This is a genomic window from uncultured Mucilaginibacter sp. (genome assembly GCF_903893715.1).
Lineage (GTDB): Bacteria > Bacteroidota > Bacteroidia > Sphingobacteriales > Sphingobacteriaceae > Mucilaginibacter.
Genome location: NZ_CAITNG010000014.1, coordinates 1 through 19,571, shown reverse-complemented (window position 1 = coordinate 19,571; position 19,571 = coordinate 1). Strand labels below are relative to the sequence as shown.

The following is a 19,571-nucleotide window of genomic DNA, read 5'->3' as shown; positions in this document are numbered from 1 at the left end:
TTACACCTAAACAAATGCACATGCAAAAAAACATCAAAATAAAAACTTATAAAAGAGAAGTAAAACCTTTAATAAATAGTCAACTTAATTAACAATAATTGTATCACCAAATCAGTCAACTTTTTTCAGGACGTGACACATTAGTTCATTAGTCATCCCGATAGCTATCGGGAGTTCATTCGTGCCTGTCGCTTGGTTATCTGTTTGGTGGGGTGCAGATCCGTTAGCTAACGGACGGCATGGCGGGTTGGTTTAACAGCCATGTTTACCCATATCGCTTTGTTGACTGTAGGGCATGGGAACTTAGATTTGAAGTGATTTGATAAATTATTTCGCAATATGCGAAATAATTTGTAACTTTACTAAAGAAGCTTTTTGAATGGTTATTATTACCAAAGGCGTTATTCATTTATTTGCGGCGAAGTATCCAAGAGCGGCTGTACCGCTTAACGAATGGTTTGATAAATGTAAAAGAGCTGATTGGAAAAACTTTACGGAAGTTAAACAGTATTTCAACTCTATTGACGCGATTGGGAATGACAGATATGTATTTGACATTGGTGGAAATAACTACCGGCTTATCGCGATGATACATTTTGATATCAGAACGCTTTATATACGTGGGATTTTTACCCATGCGGAGTATGATGATTTGAACAAAAGAGGTAAACTAAATCAGCTTTAAAAATGGAACTTATTGAAAACAACATAGCATATTATGCGGCTTTGTCGCAAATTGAAGCCTTTATAGCCAAGGGATTTAGCGCGTTAACTCCTGCGGAAACAAAGGAATTGGAATTGTTATCAAAAGCTGTGGAACGTTTTGAAATGGAAAAATACCCCATGCCATTACAAACCAGTATAACCGATGTTTTGGAAAATTTGATGTACGAAAAGAAAATGAACAAGTCGGAATTTTCCGCTTTTCTTGAAATACCAAATTCAACATTGAGTTCGATTTTGAGCGGCAAAAAGAAGATAAACATCAACATCGCCAAAAAGCTTCACACCAAGCTACATATCGATGGGAACCTGATCTTAGAAACGATTTAATCAAACCTATGCTTGCCGAGGTCGTAGTCGGCCTGGTCGGTGATGATTTTGCGGCGCTTGTCGATGTCGGTTTTGAGGCGGTGGTCGAAGTTTTGGTCGGTAACGGTTATCTCGTGCTCTTTGTCGCGTTCGGCGAAGTGCAGGTTGGCGTCTTCGATGCGTGAAACGGCTTCGTCATAAGGCCCCTTGGGCGACATGAGCTTTACAAAAACCGGCAGGCACTCGAACAGGATGAACAGGTAGCCAATAAAGCTTTCGGCAAGCCAGGTATCGATGTCGCGGGTACCATCCGGCCGAAAGGCCAGCTGGCCGAGGGCCCAGTTACGGTCGGCAAAGCCGGCCACGTTGCTCAGGCTGTCGAGCTGGTGGTCGCTGAAGAGCACCACGTTGTTGAGGCCGTCGAGGTTTTTGCGTTGGTTGAGGAAGTTGTCGCTTTTGTCGAGTTCGTCCTGCACTACTTTGAGGCGGTCCTGCTTTTCCTGCAATACGGCCTGCTTTTGTTTGGCATAGGTGCCATAGCCCACAATGCCCGAGGTTTGGTTGCTCTTATCGCCAAAAACCTCCTGGTTGAGTTGGAAGCGTGAGCGGTTGATGTCTTTGGTGAGCGAGTCGCGCTCGTGTTTCAGGTCGCCGGTTTTGCCGAGCTCCTGGCTGTACTTTTTGTTATAGGCCAGTTGCAGGGTGTCGATCTTGCTTTTTTGGCCGTGCAGATATGAGGTGCGCAGCTTGGCGCGGATCTCTTTGTCGAATATCTTTAGCTCTAATGGGCGCGATATGACGAGGCCGATCATGATGGCCAACAAAATACGCGGCGAGGCCTGCATAATCTGCTGGTTGATGGTACCGCGTTTGTTGATGCTGCTGACGATGTAGCGGTCCATATTAAAAATGGCCAGGCCCCATATCAAACCAAAAAGGATGGCAAAGCCTACGGCAAAGGCATCGCCGCTAAAAACGAAGTACATGGCATACCCGCCCGAAAGGGTGGCAAACAAGGCGGTAAAAAATATGGTTGCACCTATGCCCACATACTTGTTGTGTTCGATGGGGTATTTTTTTAGCGTGTCGATATGCGCGCCCGAGCAGAACCAAAAAAAGCGGGTTATATTTCTCATCCGTTGTTTATGGCAATTGTGCAGCCATTTGCTATTAAACGCCGGCTGATGGCTAATGTTACAGGCGTTTGTATAATATGGGTTCATATTTATTTCATTTAAACCTGTATATTTGCACTATAAACAGTACAACATGAAGGAAATAAGCGTACAGGAGCTAAAAGAAAAAATGGACAATAACGAAGATTTCCAACTGATCGACGTTCGTGAAGATTTTGAGTATGAAATGTCGAACCTGGGCGGAACGCTGATACCATTGGCGGGCATCCTGATAGAGAAAGACAAAATAGCTACCGATAAACCGGTTATTATGCAATGCCGAAGCGGCAAACGCAGCGCGGTAGCCATTATGCAGTTGGAGCCTTATGGCTTTACCAACCTGTACAATTTGAGCGGCGGTATACTGGCATGGGCCGAAGAAATTGACCCTACCATGGAAGTTTACTGATGGGCCTTAAAATACTCCTCAACGTTTTGTACAACATAGGCATTATCATATGCCTTGTAGGTATTTACTTTAGCTATCAACATGGTAACTGGCCTTATATAATGGGGCTTGTTTTTATCGGCGCCATGATTTTTATCTTTAAATTGCGCCTGATAAAAGACATCCGCAACATGGGGAAAAATCCGTAACTTTCCCGTCTAAACTCAAAACAATGTTCATAGCAATTCTTGGTATCATTATGCTGGTTATCGGCATGGTGATAAAAAACACACCTTCGCCAAACGCGAGGTTTTCGGGTGCCATTACCATTGGCGGCGTAGTGCTGGTACTGGTTGGTTTGGTCATGTCGTCGGTAAAAATTATCGAGCCGGGCAAAGTAGGCGTACAGTCGCTTTTTGGCAGCGTACAAAAAGATGTATTGGAAAGCGGCCTGCACTTTATCGACCCGGTGGTTGATGTTACAGAGTTCGATTCGCGGACGCAAAACTATACCATGAGCGCCGTAACCAACGAGGGCGATAAAACAGGCGATGATGCCATACGTGTACTTTCGTCGGATGGTTTGGAAGTTACCATCGACCTTTCGGTACTTTACCGCGTTAACCCGGATAAAACGCCTTTTATCCTGCAAAACCTGGGTACAGATTACGTAGAGAAGATCGTGCGTCCGGTATCGCGCACCGCCATTCGCGACAATGCGGTAGCATACGAAGCTGTTGCCTTATATTCGACCAAAAGGCAGGAGTTCCAGGCAAAGATATACCATGACATCAGCGCCAGCTTCGCCAAAAACGGCATCGAACTGCAACAGGTATTGGTGCGCAACATTTCGTTACCGGCATCGGTTAAGGCCAGTATCGAGTCGAAGATCAACGCTGAGCAGGACGCACAGAAAATGCAGTTCGTACTGCAAAAGGAACGTCAGGAAGCCGATCGTAAACGTGTGGAGGCACAAGGTATAGCTGATTATCAGAAGATTCTGTCGACCGGCTTGTCCGACAAGCAATTACAATACGAGGCCATCAAAGCCCAAAAGGAGATTGCACTGTCGCCAAATACCAAGGTGATTATCATGGGCAGCGGTAAAACCGCGCCGATCATATTGGGGAAAGATTAATGAAGCTCCTCCCCTTTAAAGGAAGTGTTTTAGTTATTTGGATACGGATTCGGTTAGGCTGAGGCCTAAACCGAATCCGTTGTTTAATACCCACCGGCCATCCAAAAAGTCCGGCATTTTATAGGGGTTGTTGACGGTAAGGAATGGCCCGTCCAGATCTGCCCAGTGGCATTGGGGGGCAAGCGCGGCGGCGGCCAGGGTGGCGCAACTGGTTTCGCTCATGCAGCCTATCATAATTTTGAGACCAAGTTTGTTGGCTTCGTCTATCATCCGTTTGGCCTCAAACATGCCCGCCGATTTCATCAGTTTGATGTTGATACCGTGATAAATGCCTTTCGCTTTGGCCACGTCGGGTAAACGTTGTACGGCTTCGTCGCCAATGATCGGGATAGGGCTGCGTTCGGTTAGCCAGGCATTGCTATCGGGGTCGGTTTTGCTGAAGGGTTGCTCTATCAGTTTGATGCCTTGTTCGTGCAGCCAATACACCAGGTCGAGCGCTTGTTCGCAGTCGTTCCAACCCTGGTTTGCATCCACATATAATGGCACATCGGTTACGCTGCGTATGGTGTTGATGAGGCCTTTGTCGTCGCTACTCCCGAGCTTTACCTTTACCACTTTAAAACCTTTGGCATCTTTTAGCTTTTGCACCATCACATCGGGCGAGGCAATGCCTACGGTAAAACTGGTTACGGGCATTTGCACAGGGTCGCTGCCCAACAGTTGCCAGCAGGGTTGTTGTTTTAGTTTGCCGTTCAGGTCGTTCAAAGCAATATCAATAGCGGCTTTTATGGCAGGTTGTCCCGGTGCTATCTCGTCAAGGTAATCCAAAATGGCTTCGAAATCGAAAGGATAAGTAAACCTGCTCACATCCACCTGCTGCAGAAAGGCTGTTGCCGAGGCATAGCTCTCGCCCATATAAGGCACCATACTGGCTTCGCCATAACCTGTAAAACCATCATGGTGCAATTGCACCAACATCAATGGGGTTGATGAACGCGAAAATTTTGCGATGGTGAACGTGTGCTTTAGCTCCAGTTCGAAGGGTTGGTAAGTCAGCTGCATGTTAAATGTCAAATCTAAAAAATTCATTCCATATTCAATCTTATCTTTGCGGCAATGTCAGTACAATTATACAAGCCGTTCGAATCGTTCAACTTCAGCAACAAGCAATGCTTTTTGAGCGGCGAAACGCTTTCATCGTCCGAAGAAAAGATAGCCGTTTTCCCGGCCTGGTTAATGAGCCGTTATAACCTGCAACAACAACCTTTTAAACTGTTGGATGAAAGCATGGCCACTTATGGCGACCTTAAAATACCCTGCTCAGCTGCCATTAACGAACAATATCTGGAGCCATTGGAGCAAAGGATTGCCGATGCCTTTGAAGGCGGTTATGATGCCGTTAAGGTTTTGGACGAGATGCAATTGTTCCTGTGGGCGGGCAAGTTGTTGTACGGCATTATTTTTAATGAATTGCAGATAGCCATCCGCCAGTCGCATGCGCAGGGCGAGGAGTTCAATATTTCGCAATCCATCATCCATAAGTTCAGTAACCTGCACTTAATGCTGCAGAGTTTGAACAAGCCCATCATTTTTGAAGAGTTTAAGCCCTTTAGCCTGTTCCTGTTTAAGGTAAACAACCACGAAAACGAATTTGCTTACCGCGACGAAATCAATACACTCACTTTCGCCATCCGGGTTAGGGATTTTGGTTTGGTTATCTGTTTGCAGGATAACGGTGCAAACCGGAACTATCACAAAAACATCTTAAGCAAGATTGAAGGCCAAACCCTGCACCCTATACAATTCGAAGAGTTTAGCGGGCGGGTATTTTACTCGGCATATCTTTTTAACCGTTTGCCGGAGTACGATATTTTACCTGTTGGTGATGAGGTATACTTAGAAGCGATGGGTTTGAAAGGGATGAGCGCCAAGCCGTTGTTTGATGACTGGCTGGGCAAAACCTACGGACAAGTGCTCGAAACTTTTTGGAAACCCTGGGGCTTTTTACTGCTCGAAATTATCAAAAACCCGGAGCACCCCATGAGTTTTTTGTTGGATAAAGAAGAGAACTTTATACCTGCCGATACGATAAACCAGCCTATCTAACGCCTGCCCAAAGCGCGTGATAAGGTATCGAAAAAGATAAATACCGAAGCCGGGTTGAGGATAATGGTAATGATTACCCCGCACAAAGCTCCGTAAAAGTGCGCATCGTGGTTAATACCCCCTAAATTCCTTCGCGAAGCATAGGCACAATAAGCCAGGTACAAACCACCGAACAATATAGCAGGGATGGGTATCGGGATTAACATCAAACCCAGTTGCGCCATCGGGTTAAACATAATATAGCTGAACAGCACCCCGCTGATGGCACCTGATGCACCCAAGCTGCGGTACCAAAAATTTTCGCGCTGTTTTATTACCGTCGGTATATCGCTCAGTATTAAACTCGCTACATACAGCAAACCAAATTGCCAGTGGCCTATCCGCAGCTCCAGGGCGAAGGCAAAAAAGTAATAGGTCATCATGTTAAAAAACAGGTGCATCCAGTCTTTATGAATCAGGCCGCTGGTAAACAGGGTGTAAGTTGACTCGCCACGGGCTACCCGGTATGGGTTCAATATAAATCTGCCATAAACTTCCTCGCTGTAAAAGGCGAGTAATGAGGTAATTAAAGTAACGGCGAATATAACCGAAGCAACCGGCGCGTATTTAAGGTAAATCAAAAGCTCGTCCACTATGGGTGTGTTTTACGGTATACAATGATACACGTTTTAATGACACGGTCAATTATCGCTCAAAAAAAATCCCGGCTACGTTTTGTAGTCGGGATTTTGGGATATTTTGATTTGAATTTTACCAGAATATAGTGTACAATGCAGTTAAGATACCGCAAATAACAAGCGAGCCGATTGCAAAGCCCGGGGTAACCCTGAACATTTTTGTATCAACCTCAAGGGCCTTAGGTTTAACACCATTGCGGGTTTCGATAATGCTGATGATATACATACCCACAGCGCAGATAATGAAAACAAAGCCCATACGGTCAAAAAACGGTATTTCGTATGCTCCGGCATTGGCATAGTTCTTTGCATAGTAACCGTAAGGGGTTAAAAAGCTCAAATCGGCAAATTTTGGCAGGAACTTTAATACGATAGACATAACGAAACCGCCGATTGTAGCGAACAAGGCTGCATTTGATGTTGCTTTTTTCCAGAAGAAACCTAACAGGAACATCGCCAGGATACCCGGTGAAAAGAAACCCGTGTATTCCTGTATATAATTAAAGCCCTGTTTGCCTTCGCCCATCAGCGCCTCACCTACCAAATAAGCCAATATTACACCCATAACCATGGCTACAGCTACCGATATTTTTCCAAGGTTTACCAGTTTGGTTTCGGATGCTTCGGGGTTAATGGCTTTTTTATAGATATCGAGCGTAAATATGGTGGCAATACTGTTTACCTTACCCGCAAGCGAAGCAACGATTGCTGCTGTAAGGGCAGCGAAAGCTAAACCCTTCATGTAAGTAGGCAACAGGTTTAATAGGGATGGATAAGCCTTGTTTACATCGGTGATACCGTTGTGCGTAAGCATACCGGCAGCATCAGCTGTATGGAACATACCCCTTTGGTACAATACATAAGCTGCGATACCCGGGATAACCACGATTACCGGCATCAGCAACTTTAAAAATGCCGCGAATAAAATACCGCTACGGGCAGTTTTCAAATCGGCACCCAAAGCTCGTTGGGTGATGTATTGGTTACAGCCCCAATAGTTTAAGTTGGTAATCCACATACCGCCCAGTAAAACACTTAGTCCCGGCAAATCAACATAGTTCTTATTGTCTTTGTGGAATATCATGTGGAAGTGGTCGCTGGCTTGCGTGGTAACCTGTTTTAAACCACTAAACATACCACCCACACTTGATGGCTCGGTTGGGCTGTTTACCAAATTCAGTGCAACGTATGATGCGACTAAACCACCCAATATTAAAAAGAATACCTGTATAACGTCTGTATAACCAATAACCTTCATCCCGCCAAGGGCAATGATGATTGAAAATACGGCGAGTAAAATAATACACCAACCGATAGATAGTTCGGGCGCTATGCCGTGGATGGCTATAGCTCCTAAATACAAAATTGAAAGCAAGTTCACTACGATGTATAAAAACAACCAGAACACGGCCATAATCATTGCTACCGTGCCATTGTAGCGCTGGTGCAAAAACTGCGGCATGGTGTATATCTTGTTTTTAAGATACACCGGGATAAAAAACACAGCTACGATAACCAAGGTGGCAGCAGCCATCCATTCATAGGTTGATATGGCCAGTCCCATTTTAAAACCTGAACCACTCATACCGATAAACTGTTCGGCAGAGATGTTTGAGGCAATTAGTGAAGTACCGATAGCCCACCAGGTTAGCGAACCTTCGGCTAAAAAGTAATCGTTGGAGGTAGCGTTAACATTCTTTTTGCGTTGATATATCCACCAACCGTAGGCGGCGACAACGACAAAGTAAAACGCGAATACCATGTAATCGCCAAAATGGAGTGAATTGACCAAGTCTTGGGCTGGTTTCATATTTGTAATTTAGGTTTTTTTATAATTGTTTGGTCTACAATTATAAATCAAATATAATTGTTAATCAAGTTTTCTAAATATTCTTGTTTTCCGCTTAAAACGGCAGGTTCGCCGTTTTCAATTGCATATTGACGCAGGTCTTCAAGCGATAGCTTGCCTTCTTCAAAAGCCTTACCTTTTCCGGTATCAAAAGAAGCATAGCGCTCTGTCCTAATCTTTTTGTATTCGCTTTTTTGCAAGATGCTATCTGCAATAATCAGCGCACGGGCAAAAATGTCCATACCGCCAATGTGGGCGTAAAACAGGTCGGCCGGATCGGTCGAGTTACGGCGTATCTTGGCATCAAAGTTTATACCTCCGCCTTGCAGGCCTGTGCCGCCTAATATCACCAGCATGGCTTCCACAATCTCTGTGATATTGTTAGGGAACTGGTCGGTATCCCATCCGTTTTGGTAATCGCCGCGATTGGCATCTATCGAGCCTAACATGCCGGCATCGGTAGCCACTTGTAACTCATGTTGGAATGTGTGGCCGGCCAATGTGGCGTGGTTAACTTCCAGGTTCAATTTAAAGTCGTTCAGCAAATCGTACTCGCGCAAAAAGCCAATAACGGTTGCAGCATCATAATCGTATTGGTGTTTTGATGGCTCGCAAGGTTTTGGTTCGATAAAGAAAGTACCTTTAAACCCATTTTTGCGGGCATAATCCTTAGCTGTATGCAGGAATTTTGCAAAATGCGCCTGCTCACGTTTCATGTCGGTGTTCAGTAAGGTCATGTAGCCTTCGCGGCCGCCCCAAAACACATAATTTTCGCCACCTAAAGCAATGGTAGCATCCAAAGCCGCTTTAACTTGTGCCGCCCCATGAGCGAGCACATGAAAATCGGGATTTGTTGATGCGCCATTCATATATCTGCGGTTGGAGAACAAATTGGCTGTACCCCATAACAATTTTACACCGCTTGCTGCTTGCTTTTGTTTGGCGTACTCAACCAAGGCTTGTAAACGGCGGTCGTTTTCGTTGATATCGTTGGTATAGTCCACCACGTCCACATCGTGAAAGCAGTAAAAAGGAAGGTTCATTTTGGTGAGGAACTCAAAAGCAGCGTCCATTTTATCTTTGGCACGTTCAACGGCATCAGCCTTCGCGTTCCATGGGAAGATATGTGTGGGCTCGCCAAAAGGGTCCGCTCCGTTGCCCACAAACGAATGCCAGTAAGCACCTGCAAAGCGCAGATGATCTTTCAATGTTTTACCTGCTACAACCCGGCTTTCATCGTACCAACGAAAAGCCATAGGGTTATCCGTTTTCGGACCCTCGTATTTAACTTGTGTTATTCCCTTAAAAAACTCCTTTTCTCCTAAAACGATATTTGACATAATATAATGATTGAATGACTGATTTATTGAATAATTGAATAAATTTTATATTGTTATTGTGCTGATAACTGTTTCTGCAATAGTGATTTCCACTCCTGATAAAGCGGTTCGTAGTCCTGCCTGCCAGGCTCTATAGTTTGAATGACTTTAGCTTTGGTAAAAGCTTCGGCTGCCGACGCAAATATGCCGCAACCCATTCCCGCGCCAATAGCCGCGCCAACGCTGCCATCGTTGTTATATAGTTCGACAGGCACTCCGGTAACATCTACAAATGCCTGGGTAAACACGTCGCTTAAAAACAGGTTGGCTTTGCCGGCCCTGATGATGGTCGGGTTCATTCCGTTTGAGCGCATGATATCCAAGCCGTAGCGGAATGAAAACGCTATACCTTCCTGCACCGCCCTGAAAATGTGCGCCCGGGTATGCAGGTTCAAATCAATATCCTGGAAATGCGCCCCGATGAGTTTATTGTTGAGCATACGCTCGGCACCGTTACCAAAAGGGAGTACAAACAAACCGTCGCTGCCGGGCTTTACATTTTGCGCTTCGGTATTCATTTGGCTGTAGCTCATTTGTTCGCCAACCAGGTTTTTTGTCCAGCGGTTTAAACTGCCTGTTCCGTTGATGCACAACAGCACGCCTAAACGTTTTTCTTGCCCGGTATAGTTAACATGCGCAAAAGTATTTACCCGCGACTCTTTATCGTAAGCCAGCTTGTCGCTCACGCCGTATATCACGCCCGATGTTCCGGCGGTGGCTGCTACTTCGCCCGGCTTTAAAACATTTAAGGATAGCGCGTTATTGGGTTGGTCGCCCGCCTTATAGCTTACCGGTATGCCGGCTTTTAAATTGAGGCTGTTAGCAATCGATTGTTTAAGCAATCCATGTTCAGAAAATACCGCTTTGATGCCGGGGATAAGACTTTCGTCGAACCCGAAAAAGTTCATTACATCGTCGGATATTTTGTTGCATAAAAAATCGTAAAATATACCCTCTGACAAGGCCGAAACCGTGGTGGTGATATCGCCCGTCAGTTTCATCGCGATAAAGTCGCCGGGCAGCATTACCTTATCGATTTTACTGTAAATGTCAGGTTCGTTTTCTTTTACCCACGCTAATTTTGACGCCGTAAAGTTACCCGGCGAATTGAGCAGATGGCTGAGGCATTTTTCCTCGCCAATCTGTTCAAAAGCATTGTCGCCAATGGCCACGGCACGGCTATCGCACCAAATGATGCTGTCGCGCAATACCTGCTGGTCTTTATCAACCAATACCAAACCATGCATTTGATAGGCTATACCAATGGCATTTATGTCGTGGGGATTAAAATTCCCTTGCTTTTGTACCAATAGGATGGCTTTTTGCACATGTTGCCACCACATTTCGGGCGACTGCTCGGCCCAACCGGGAAGCAGCGACACAATGGGCGATTCCACATCGGGATATTGCGCCGATGCAACGCATGTTTGCGCAATTGCATCAACTACCGACACTTTTATCGAAGACGTACCAACATCAATACCAAGAAGCAGCATTCAAATTTGTTTGTTTATAAATGGATATTAGTATTGACCGTACACTAATTCAGGGGTAAAATTATTGATTAATTTTAAAAATGCAACCGATTGAAATTTTATTTGCTGTTTTTTTTCAGTTAGTTTGTATCAACCTGAAAATTATCATTCATTATCCTAAATGAAAAATAAAGAAATAACGATATACGACATTGCCAAAGCACTCGATATTTCGCCGGCAACGGTGAGCCGCGGCCTTCGCGACCACCCGGCCATAAGCCGCAAGACCAAGAAAAGGATTGCCGATATCGCAAAAGCAATGGGTTACCGTTCGAACACTTTTGCCAGCAGTTTACGGTTAAAGCGTACCAATACCATTGGCGTAATTGTTCACAGGCTCGACAGCTATTTTGTAGCCACCGTTTTGGCAGGCATGGAAAAAGTGGCCAGCGAAGCGGGTTATAACCTTATCATCAGCCAATCGTTAGAGAGTACAGCCAAGGAAATTGCCAATGCCAATACCATGTTCAACAGCCGTGTGGACGGTGTGATGGCATCGTTGGCTTATGATACCGAGGACATCAGCCACTTTGAAGTTTTCATCGAAAAAAAGATACCCCTTTTGTTTTTTGACAGGGTTTACAAGCATAAGGATTGCCCCAATGTGGTGATAGATAACTTTAAAGCGGCTTACCAAATCACCTCGCATTTAATTGAGCAGGGCTGCAAAAAAATAGTGCATGTTACCGGTAACCTGAACCGTAATGTGTACTCGGAAAGGTTTAATGGGTACAAAAAGGCCTTGCTGGATAATGGCCTCAAATACACCGACGACCTGCTTATCATCAACTATATGGATGAGCATATTGGCCCTAACGTGGATGCCGCTAAACAGATATTGGCAATTAAACCCATGCCCGATGGCGCTTTTATTACCAACGATGCTTTTGCCGCCTACTGTATGCGCCAACTGAAACTGGCCGGCATCAACATACCGAAAGACATTGCCATTGCGGGTTTTAACAATGACCCGATATCGGGACTGGTGGACCCTAACCTTACCACCATCAACTATCCAAGCTACGAAATGGGCGAAGTGGCGGCACGTACGCTCATCAACCACTTGCGTGAGGTGACGGATATGATGCTAACGGAATCCATCGTACTTAAATCGGAGATGATTATCCGTGAATCGTCGTTAAAACGGGGACTTTAAAATCTGCGGCCCAGTATTACTTTGATAATGCCCTTATCGGCTTGTTGGGTTAAGCCCCAGCCGTAGCCGGCGTTAAACTCCCAGTTTTCGCTGAAATTGAGATCGGTGGCGATGAAGATTTGGTGGTCCTGGTTGGATAGTTTGTCCCAGTTGAAAACCGGGCCGGTGCTGCCGTAGTATTCGAAGCCTAAGGCAACCACTTTACTCACATCATAGCTTGCTTTTACATTGGGCGAAAATATAAGGCCGCTTTCTTCGGGGCCGGCAAAACTTTCGTCGAGCGTGGGGTTGAGGGCTACATACAAGCCGCCCCATTTTTTATCGACGATAGGCCTTATTTCCAAAGAAGCCGTGCTTGCTGAAAATGCTGCCTTTTGGAAGCCAAACTCGACCGACAGACTTACACCTACCGGCCATTTCCAGCTATCGGGAGCGGCAATGCGCGGGCGGATGTGCGAACCCACATAACCGGTACTGCCATCGGCGCCGATGGAGTTAAAGAAGTAGAAACCTGTTTCGAACCAGGGTGTCCAGCCGTGGGTTATTTCGATGGTTTCGTGCTCTACGTGGTTGGTAGGCAATACCCCGTCCTGCACGTCGGTGCTGCCAATGGTGGTAAAGTTGCTGTGCAGCTCCAACATGGTATGGCCTTTTTCAACGGTTTCGGCACCGTAAACCTGTATTTCGTAGTTGTTTTGGGCTTTTAGGCTAAAGCCGGCCAATAAAAGCACGGCCGCAAAAAGTAAAGGTTTCTTCATATACCGATAAAAATAGGTGATTACCTGCAAACCAGCATACTCCATCAAAAAAGTTACTTGTGGCTGATGCGAATTATTAGTCGACAGGTTAAAGCTATTTTCATAAATTTGCGCCCACTTGGTCAAAAAAAGGCCTGATTAAAACAATGCTAACAGTCGAAAAAATAGGCGGCACATCTATGAGTGCTCTGAGCGATGTGATCACAAACATCATACAATATAACCGTACCGGCGATGAGCTGTACAACCGCATCTTTGTAGTTTCGGCCTTTTCGGGCGTAACCAACCTGCTGCTCGAAAACAAAAAGACCGGCGAACCCGGCGTATACCACCGCATTGCCAAATACCAGGACTTTCACCAAAGCATCAACGACCTCATCATCAAACTGCAGGACATCAACAAAAAGTACGTGCCCTTGGGTTTGGATTTAGCCATTGCCGACGAGTTCATCGAAACCCGCGTGCGCGATGCCCAGCATTACCTGGATAACCTGGCCAATATCCTCGGTTCGGGTTATGTGAGCAAAGAGGGCATCCTGCAAGCCGCCCGCGAAATTTTGGCTTCCATCGGCGAAAGCCACAGCGCCTTCGTGTTCACCAATATATTGCAGAACATGGGCATACATGCTACATTGGTGGATTTGAGTGGCTTTCACGACCATAAATCGTACACCATCGACCAGCGCATTAAGCATACTTTCGCCAATATCGACTTTACCAAAACCATCTGCATTGTTACCGGCTACGCCAAAGGCACCGAGGGCATTATGCGTGAGTTCGACCGTGGTTACAGCGAGGTTACCTTTTGCAAAATAGCCGTGGCCGTAAACCCTGGCGAAGCCATCATCCATAAAGAATACCACCTGTGCAGCGCCGACCCAATGCTGGTTGGGGTTGACAATTGCGTGCCCGTAGGCTTTACCAATTATGACGTTGCCGACCAACTGGCCGACGTAGGCATGGAAGCCATACACCCGAAAGCTTCAAAACCGCTCGAGATCAACAACATTAACCTGCGCATTAAAAATACCTTTGAGCCCGAGCACCCCGGCACGCTGATTACCAAGGACTATGTATGCCCGAGCAAACGCGTGGAAGTGATTACAGGTACCACCAAACTGCTCATCATCGACATATACGACCCTTTGATGGTAGGCAATGTAGGTAGCGATTACCAAATTATGAAGGTGTTTTACGATATGGGCATCAGCTATAACTTTAAGGCTACCAGCGCTAACAGCATCTCCATCGTCATTTGGGAAAAGGACTTTGAGAAAAAGCTCATCAGCGAGTTGGAAGACCTGTTTGAAAAGGTAACCGTTGAGCCGGTGGCCATGGTTTGCCTCATCGGCTCCAATATCGACCAGCCGGGCTTGCTGGCCAAATCGGCAGGGGCGCTGGCCAGTAAGGGTATCGACATTAAGAGCGCCGGTTTTGCCCTGCGCCAGGTGAACATCCAGTTCCTCATCGCCCGCGAGCGCTTTGACGAAGCCATTATTGTGCTGAACGAGGTGATGGGGGAATGAACTGCTTGCGTATCATTCAGTGCTTCGACAGCCACACGCGACAGGCATCAATTACCAAATGACCAACTCATGGGTAAACATGGCTGTTAAACCAACCCGTCACGCCGTCCGTTAGCTAACGGATCGGCACCCCACCAAACAGGTAACCAAGCGACAGGCACCAATGGACTCCCGATAGCTATCGGGATGACCAATGAACTAATGAACCAACTCATGGGTATTTATGGGTGTTCTTTAAAAAAACTTTTTCCTCTTACGCCATGCGCCACGCGCTCTGCGCCTTGCGTCCCGATAGCTATCGGGACTCACGGGTAAATATGGGTGTTAAAAAAAACCATCCACCACCAACCTCCACCATGTCATTTCGACCGCAGGGAGAAAACCTCTCCGAGCGGACTCCCGCTGCCTTTCATGCGCAGAAGTTTTCTCTCTCGTGCCTCGTTCGAAATGACATGAGCTGACCCGCGATATGGGTGTTTAAACCAACCCGTCATGCCGTCCGTTAGCTAACGGATCACTACCCCACAAGCGCCAGGTAACCCGCCAACCAAATAACCCCGCGACAGGACCAATGAACTAATGAACCAATGAACCATTAAACCAAACTCACAACTTCCACCCAAAATAATACTTCTCCGGCTTTGCACGGCTCAAATTCCGCTGCTGCTCCAGGCGGTAACCAATAGGCTCGTTAAATTTATTGGAGTTCACATTGACGGGCTTATTTTGCCCGGCTACCGGTTTATCATAAGGCCCCGGCGCAGCTTTAGGAGCCGCGGCCACCGCGCTCTTAACAGCTTCAACCGGTTTAGCCGTTTCAGCCGCCGTGGCATTTGCGATGGCAGCCCGAACACCCACCTCCCTTGTCGCCAAATCCGCCTCCCGTTCCTTTAAATCCCGTTCTTTTAAATACAATTCCCGTTGCAGCGTTTCAAGTTTTACCTTTTTTTCGTATAAATCCTTATCCAGCGCGTCAATACTATCATCTTCAAAGCGGTCATCCTCGTTCAGGTCTTCCTTGTCCACATAAACGGCTTCCTCCACCGGCTTTTTTTGCTCCGCTTCGTAAAACTTAATGTGTTTGGCAATCTTTTCCAAAGCCGCCAACTTATTGTGAAGCCTTAGTTGCACGGTAGTGCCATATTTCCCTTCCGAAACCTTCAAACTCCATATCGCCGACTTTTTATCATCAACTATATCTTGCATAGGCTTCACGCGACCATCATCCCCAAAATAATCACCCATATTGGCAAAGGCAACCTTCATCAGTTCGCCCAAAAGTGTTTCATGGCTTACCTGTAGTTTCTTACTCGCCTCCGCAGTCCGCTCCTTCAAATAAGCCTGTATCTTGGGCATTTCCATCAGTTGCCCGTTCATGGCCGTAGCCTGCGTATACCCGGCCCGCAAGGCCGCGCGGGTGGCGTTCATGTCCATCAAATACTCATCGCAAAAGCGTTGTTGTTTAGGTGTCAGTGTAAATGCATCAATGGTTTTCATATATCAATTTATTGGTTTTAATTACAGTGTAAAGCATAGCCAAGCCTAACCCCAAAAAGAGGTTAACAGGCACAAAAAGGTGTTTTATTGCAAATTATCTGCAATATACGAAGAATAATTTATTATTACAAAAATTACAAAAGAAATATAAAAATCCTTTGTTCACCCTCTTTCCGCGTGGCGAGAGCGGGCCGACCATCTGCCAGCCGACGGAGCAGTCGGGGTGAGTCAACTAATCACTGTCCAAAGTTTAGCGCAGCGTAAATCGTCCTAAAATATTGTAAGTATTGTGCTTGTATAGTTAGGCTGAAACCAGTTTGCAGACAGGCAGAGCTTAACACATTTTAATTTTAGGACGAGGGTTTAATCTTCGATCAGTGGGAATTATACAAACCATTTGTTATTAAATATTTAACGAAAGTATCCTTAATCATCTTATTTAAGTCTCGCATGTTAGAATACTTACTAACGTCCACTTTATCAATAATTTCCTGAATTATTTCTTGTGACAATTCAGCGCCAAACTGTTCTTTGATTTTTTCAATCACATCATTCACTCTAAATTCTAAAAATTTGAGCTTGTCCTCGTTATATAATGGCGTGAAAAGGCATTTATAATCAATCCTAGAACGCAATTCTGGCGAAATATTTTTCTCAAAATCATCTTTGCTAATGTTCGATGTGAAAATTATGATAAAGCCATTTAAGTCTATCTCTTCCGCCTGAGAACTTACTATTTTCCCATTTTCTAAAACATCTAAAAAGTAGTTAAATAACATATAATTTGCCTTTTCAAATTCATCAATCAGAATTAGACCGGTATCTGAGTTTTTAACTCTTATGAATATTTCGCCTTCTTCACTACCGATATACCCTCTTGGGCTTCCTATTAAAGAATTTAAAGCATTGTCGCTACTATAGTTCCCAAAGTTAATTTTAGCAAGTTTCTTTTTACCGCCTAAACACTTATGAATTGCTCTTGCGACTTCCGTTTTACCAACGCCAGATTCTCCCATTAGAAAGAGCGAAAGTATTTTATGCTCTCCTAACTTGTTAAAGATTCTAAAACTATTAATCAGGTCAGATAAATCACTTTTGAATTTCTCCTGTCCGTATATATGATTAAAAAAAGATAATAGAAAATCTTTAAGTTGACTGGAGTCCAAATCGACAATTTTTTTGTGATTAGGAGCCGTTTTTAACATAATTTTTTCAATACTAATAGGGCTATCAATATGTGTTGGCACAACTAAATCTCGAAATTCTTCGAAACAATATCTTAGATTATAGCTGAGTATTTCTTCGGTTTTTTTATCAGCGATAAAAAGTGTATTTTGATTAAATAAGGGGAAAACTCGTTCTGCATTGTATTGGAGTTCATTAATTGATGCAATAGAAGTTATATCTACAATTTGAGTATCATCGTCTATTTCGGAAATCTTATCGAAATTCTGAAGATAATCTGTTATACTAATAATTTCAACGCCCTCTTCCTTTTTTTGCATACGAAAAGCGATGAAATTCTCTTTTGTAAAAAACAACAATTCTCTTCCCATATCTACTTGTTACCAGTCGGGATGTTAATGTTTTGTACAATTGCCAATAAGTCTATATAGTGATATTCTTTTGAATGGTTAGCACTCTTAGTTAAGGAGAAAGGTTTAGGCTTAGAATGTTGACTCTCTTGTACTTCACTGCTTGCGTTATTATTTGTAGTCTGCGCCATACCCATTTCCTGAAAAAAATCAAATGAATTTCGTAAAGAATCCATTTTTATTTTCCCTTTGTAAAGTCCAACCAATGATATTTTTCCGATAAAAAGGTCGTCAACACTATAAGAGCTTTCAAATTCACTTTCAAATGTCAACGGTATTTTAACAATAATTTCGTCATTATCATCGGCTATATTTCCTTTTAGTTTATAGGCATAGTCTTTAAACATTGAATTAAAAATATTATTTATATCTAATCCGTTTGCACCCGGTATTGCAAGACCTTTAAACGAACCGTTTGCAAATAATTTTACTGTTCTTAACTCCGTTTCATTTTCGAGTGATAGATTTACATTGTCAATTCTAAGAAGCTCGCCTTCGGTAAGTTCTTTTAAATCTGTGACTACTCTACTTCTCTCCAAAATTTCGCTTAGTATTATAGATTTAGTTGTTTTAATTTCAAAAGTTTCGAGCACTTTTTGAGAATCGGAGCCAGTGGTTTTTTTCCCTGCTTCTATTTCGCCTGAAAAAAGCGTCATAAACTTCACTCCCAACTTACCTCTGTAATCAATTTCTTTTCCTTCAGAAGATTCTTGTCGCAACTCTCCTCCCAAAGCAATCACATTACTAAGCATCATCTTAATTTCGTATACTTTAGGAAAATTTATATAGTATATATTGAATATCATTAGTAGAGATTAGGTGAAAGTGGATTATAATATACAAAAATAATAAAATTATTTTTCCCCCGCTCTCCGATTTTCCAACTTCGGACGCCTATGCCCGTAATCTTTTCATAAAAGTAGCAGCACCTACCCTAATTTAAAACCTATCGGATTACGGGGTTTCGGTTCCTCATCCTTTTTCTCTAAAAGTTCATCCAGATAATGAAAAACAAGCTCTATGTTTTTGTCCTGGCTGTTTAACCGGGCTTTAATTTTTTCCATATCTAACCTCAATTCAGTATTGTCAGCAAGCATCTCGCGTATCCGGGTAAAAACTTTTACGATCTGGATGTTTACGGCTATTGCCTGGTCGCTATTTAAAACGCTTGCCAGCATAACCGCACCATGTTCTGTAAATACAAAGGGAAGTACCGGCGAATATTTCAGGCTGTCGAGATGTTCAAACGTTCGTATAAGTTCGTCTTTTTCTATTTGTGTTATCTGAAACATAAAGTCATCAGGGAATCGCCTGCTATTACGTTTTACCTGCTCGTTTAAACGTTTAGTGGTTATACCATAAAGAATGGCCAAGTCACGGTCTATCATTACCTTTTTATCGCGAAGGAGAATTATTTTGTCAACAATTACTTCATCCGGTATTTTGGTCTCGGCCAGATCTGTTTTGTTTTTTTCCATGCCTTAATATATAGAGGTGGTCGCAAATTGCGACCACCTCGCATTTGTAAAAATACGTTTTAAGATCAAAATTTAAAGTTTTAAAATAGTGTCCTCCATAGGTGGTCGCAAATTGCGACCACCTCATAACATATCAATCCCGTGCTGGCGCACGCGTGCCGTGGCTGTTGCGCAACGAAAGGATTATTTTCAATAATATTTTGTTAAGATATTGATATTTAGTATCTTAACATCATGCAAGGGAAGAAAAACTATCAAGAGAAGCTCTTTACCAATTTCCAG

20 protein-coding genes are annotated in these 19,571 nt (G+C 44.2%); 8 read left to right on the top strand and 12 right to left on the bottom strand.

Annotated features, from left to right (window positions below; translation table 11 throughout):
• Nucleotides 1-379 precede the first annotated feature (379 nt).
• Nucleotides 380-685, top strand: coding sequence for a type II toxin-antitoxin system HigB family toxin (locus tag QZX97_RS02120; protein ID WP_295651681.1), 306 nt, complete (start codon nt 380-382; stop codon nt 683-685).
• A 2-nt stretch (nt 686-687) separates the two neighbouring features.
• Entirely contained in the window at nt 688-1,053 is a 366-nt protein-coding gene (locus QZX97_RS02115) for a hypothetical protein (protein ID WP_295651679.1), read from the top strand.
• On the opposite strand, the gene QZX97_RS02110 is transcribed toward QZX97_RS02115, so the two are convergent.
• Nucleotides 1,050-2,168 (bottom strand): DUF4407 domain-containing protein, encoded by a 1,119-nt coding sequence (locus QZX97_RS02110; protein ID WP_295651677.1) that lies wholly within the window; start codon nt 2,166-2,168, stop codon nt 1,050-1,052. The two genes, QZX97_RS02115 and QZX97_RS02110, sit on opposite strands and share 4 nt — an antisense overlap.
• Before the next feature lie 133 nt (nt 2,169-2,301).
• Between QZX97_RS02110 and QZX97_RS02105 the strand changes: the two genes are divergently transcribed.
• Genes QZX97_RS02105 through QZX97_RS02095 form a run of 3 tightly spaced genes read left to right on the top strand, consistent with a single transcriptional unit; the run spans nt 2,302 to nt 3,733 of the window.
• Nucleotides 2,302-2,616 (top strand): rhodanese-like domain-containing protein, encoded by a 315-nt coding sequence (locus tag QZX97_RS02105; protein WP_295651675.1) that lies wholly within the window; start codon nt 2,302-2,304, stop codon nt 2,614-2,616.
• Nucleotides 2,616-2,804 (top strand): DUF6358 family protein, encoded by a 189-nt coding sequence (locus QZX97_RS02100; protein ID WP_295651673.1) that lies wholly within the window; start codon nt 2,616-2,618, stop codon nt 2,802-2,804. Before QZX97_RS02105 ends, QZX97_RS02100 begins: the two co-directional genes overlap by 1 nt.
• Nucleotides 2,805-2,827: 23 nt before the next feature.
• A complete protein-coding gene (locus tag QZX97_RS02095; protein WP_295651671.1) occupies nt 2,828-3,733 on the top strand; it encodes a prohibitin family protein in 906 nt (301 codons plus the stop codon).
• Between the two features lie 33 nt (nt 3,734-3,766).
• On the opposite strand, the gene QZX97_RS02090 is transcribed toward QZX97_RS02095, so the two are convergent.
• Nucleotides 3,767-4,795 (bottom strand): dipeptide epimerase, encoded by a 1,029-nt coding sequence (locus tag QZX97_RS02090; RefSeq protein ID WP_295651669.1) that lies wholly within the window; start codon nt 4,793-4,795, stop codon nt 3,767-3,769.
• A 54-nt stretch (nt 4,796-4,849) separates the two neighbouring features.
• Between QZX97_RS02090 and QZX97_RS02085 the strand changes: the two genes are divergently transcribed.
• Nucleotides 4,850-5,839 (top strand): hypothetical protein, encoded by a 990-nt coding sequence (locus QZX97_RS02085; RefSeq protein WP_295651667.1) that lies wholly within the window; start codon nt 4,850-4,852, stop codon nt 5,837-5,839.
• On the opposite strand, the gene QZX97_RS02080 is transcribed toward QZX97_RS02085, so the two are convergent.
• The 4 genes from QZX97_RS02080 to QZX97_RS02065 all read right to left on the bottom strand — a co-directional run bounded on the left by QZX97_RS02080 (nt 5,836) and on the right by QZX97_RS02065 (nt 11,240).
• Nucleotides 5,836-6,471 carry a rhomboid family intramembrane serine protease gene (locus QZX97_RS02080; RefSeq protein ID WP_295651665.1) on the bottom strand — a complete coding sequence of 212 codons (636 nt, stop codon included), beginning with the start codon at nt 6,469-6,471 and terminating at the stop codon, nt 5,836-5,838. The two genes, QZX97_RS02085 and QZX97_RS02080, sit on opposite strands and share 4 nt — an antisense overlap.
• A 118-nt stretch (nt 6,472-6,589) precedes the next feature.
• Complete coding sequence (locus QZX97_RS02075) at nt 6,590-8,326, bottom strand: sodium/sugar symporter (protein ID WP_295651663.1); 1,737 nt, start codon at nt 8,324-8,326, stop codon at nt 6,590-6,592.
• Nucleotides 8,327-8,373: 47 nt separating this feature from the next.
• A complete protein-coding gene (xylA, locus tag QZX97_RS02070; RefSeq protein WP_295651662.1) occupies nt 8,374-9,705 on the bottom strand; it encodes a xylose isomerase in 1,332 nt (443 codons plus the stop codon).
• 53 nt (nt 9,706-9,758) lie between these two features.
• On the bottom strand, nt 9,759-11,240 hold the full coding sequence (locus QZX97_RS02065; protein WP_295651660.1) for an FGGY family carbohydrate kinase: 1,482 nt from the start codon (nt 11,238-11,240) through the stop codon (nt 9,759-9,761).
• A 160-nt stretch (nt 11,241-11,400) separates the two neighbouring features.
• On the opposite strand from QZX97_RS02065, the gene QZX97_RS02060 reads away from it, so the two are divergent.
• The gene (locus QZX97_RS02060) at nt 11,401-12,435 is read left to right on the top strand and encodes a LacI family DNA-binding transcriptional regulator (RefSeq protein ID WP_295651658.1); all 1,035 of its coding nucleotides are present in this window, start codon (nt 11,401-11,403) and stop codon (nt 12,433-12,435) included.
• Here QZX97_RS02060 and QZX97_RS02055 read toward each other — a convergent pair.
• The gene (locus QZX97_RS02055) at nt 12,432-13,193 is read right to left on the bottom strand and encodes a hypothetical protein (protein ID WP_295651656.1); all 762 of its coding nucleotides are present in this window, start codon (nt 13,191-13,193) and stop codon (nt 12,432-12,434) included. The two genes, QZX97_RS02060 and QZX97_RS02055, sit on opposite strands and share 4 nt — an antisense overlap.
• Before the next feature lie 146 nt (nt 13,194-13,339).
• On the opposite strand from QZX97_RS02055, the gene QZX97_RS02050 reads away from it, so the two are divergent.
• Nucleotides 13,340-14,719: an aspartate kinase gene (locus QZX97_RS02050; protein WP_295651654.1), complete on the top strand. Its 1,380-nt coding sequence runs from the start codon at nt 13,340-13,342 to the stop codon at nt 14,717-14,719.
• 86 nt (nt 14,720-14,805) lie between these two features.
• On the opposite strand, the gene QZX97_RS02045 is transcribed toward QZX97_RS02050, so the two are convergent.
• The 5 genes from QZX97_RS02045 to QZX97_RS02025 all read right to left on the bottom strand — a co-directional run bounded on the left by QZX97_RS02045 (nt 14,806) and on the right by QZX97_RS02025 (nt 19,289).
• On the bottom strand, nt 14,806-14,934 hold the full coding sequence (locus tag QZX97_RS02045) for a hypothetical protein (protein WP_295651652.1): 129 nt from the start codon (nt 14,932-14,934) through the stop codon (nt 14,806-14,808).
• A gap of 391 nt (nt 14,935-15,325) precedes the next feature.
• A complete protein-coding gene (locus QZX97_RS02040) occupies nt 15,326-16,216 on the bottom strand; it encodes a terminase small subunit (protein ID WP_295651650.1) in 891 nt (296 codons plus the stop codon).
• Between the two features lie 374 nt (nt 16,217-16,590).
• Entirely contained in the window at nt 16,591-17,772 is a 1,182-nt protein-coding gene (locus tag QZX97_RS02035; protein ID WP_295651648.1) for an AAA family ATPase, read from the bottom strand.
• Between the two features lie 2 nt (nt 17,773-17,774).
• The gene (locus QZX97_RS02030) at nt 17,775-18,566 is read right to left on the bottom strand and encodes a hypothetical protein (protein ID WP_295664090.1); all 792 of its coding nucleotides are present in this window, start codon (nt 18,564-18,566) and stop codon (nt 17,775-17,777) included.
• A 174-nt stretch (nt 18,567-18,740) separates the two neighbouring features.
• A complete protein-coding gene (locus QZX97_RS02025) occupies nt 18,741-19,289 on the bottom strand; it encodes an ORF6N domain-containing protein (protein WP_295651644.1) in 549 nt (182 codons plus the stop codon).
• Between the last annotated feature and the right edge of the window lie 282 nt (nt 19,290-19,571).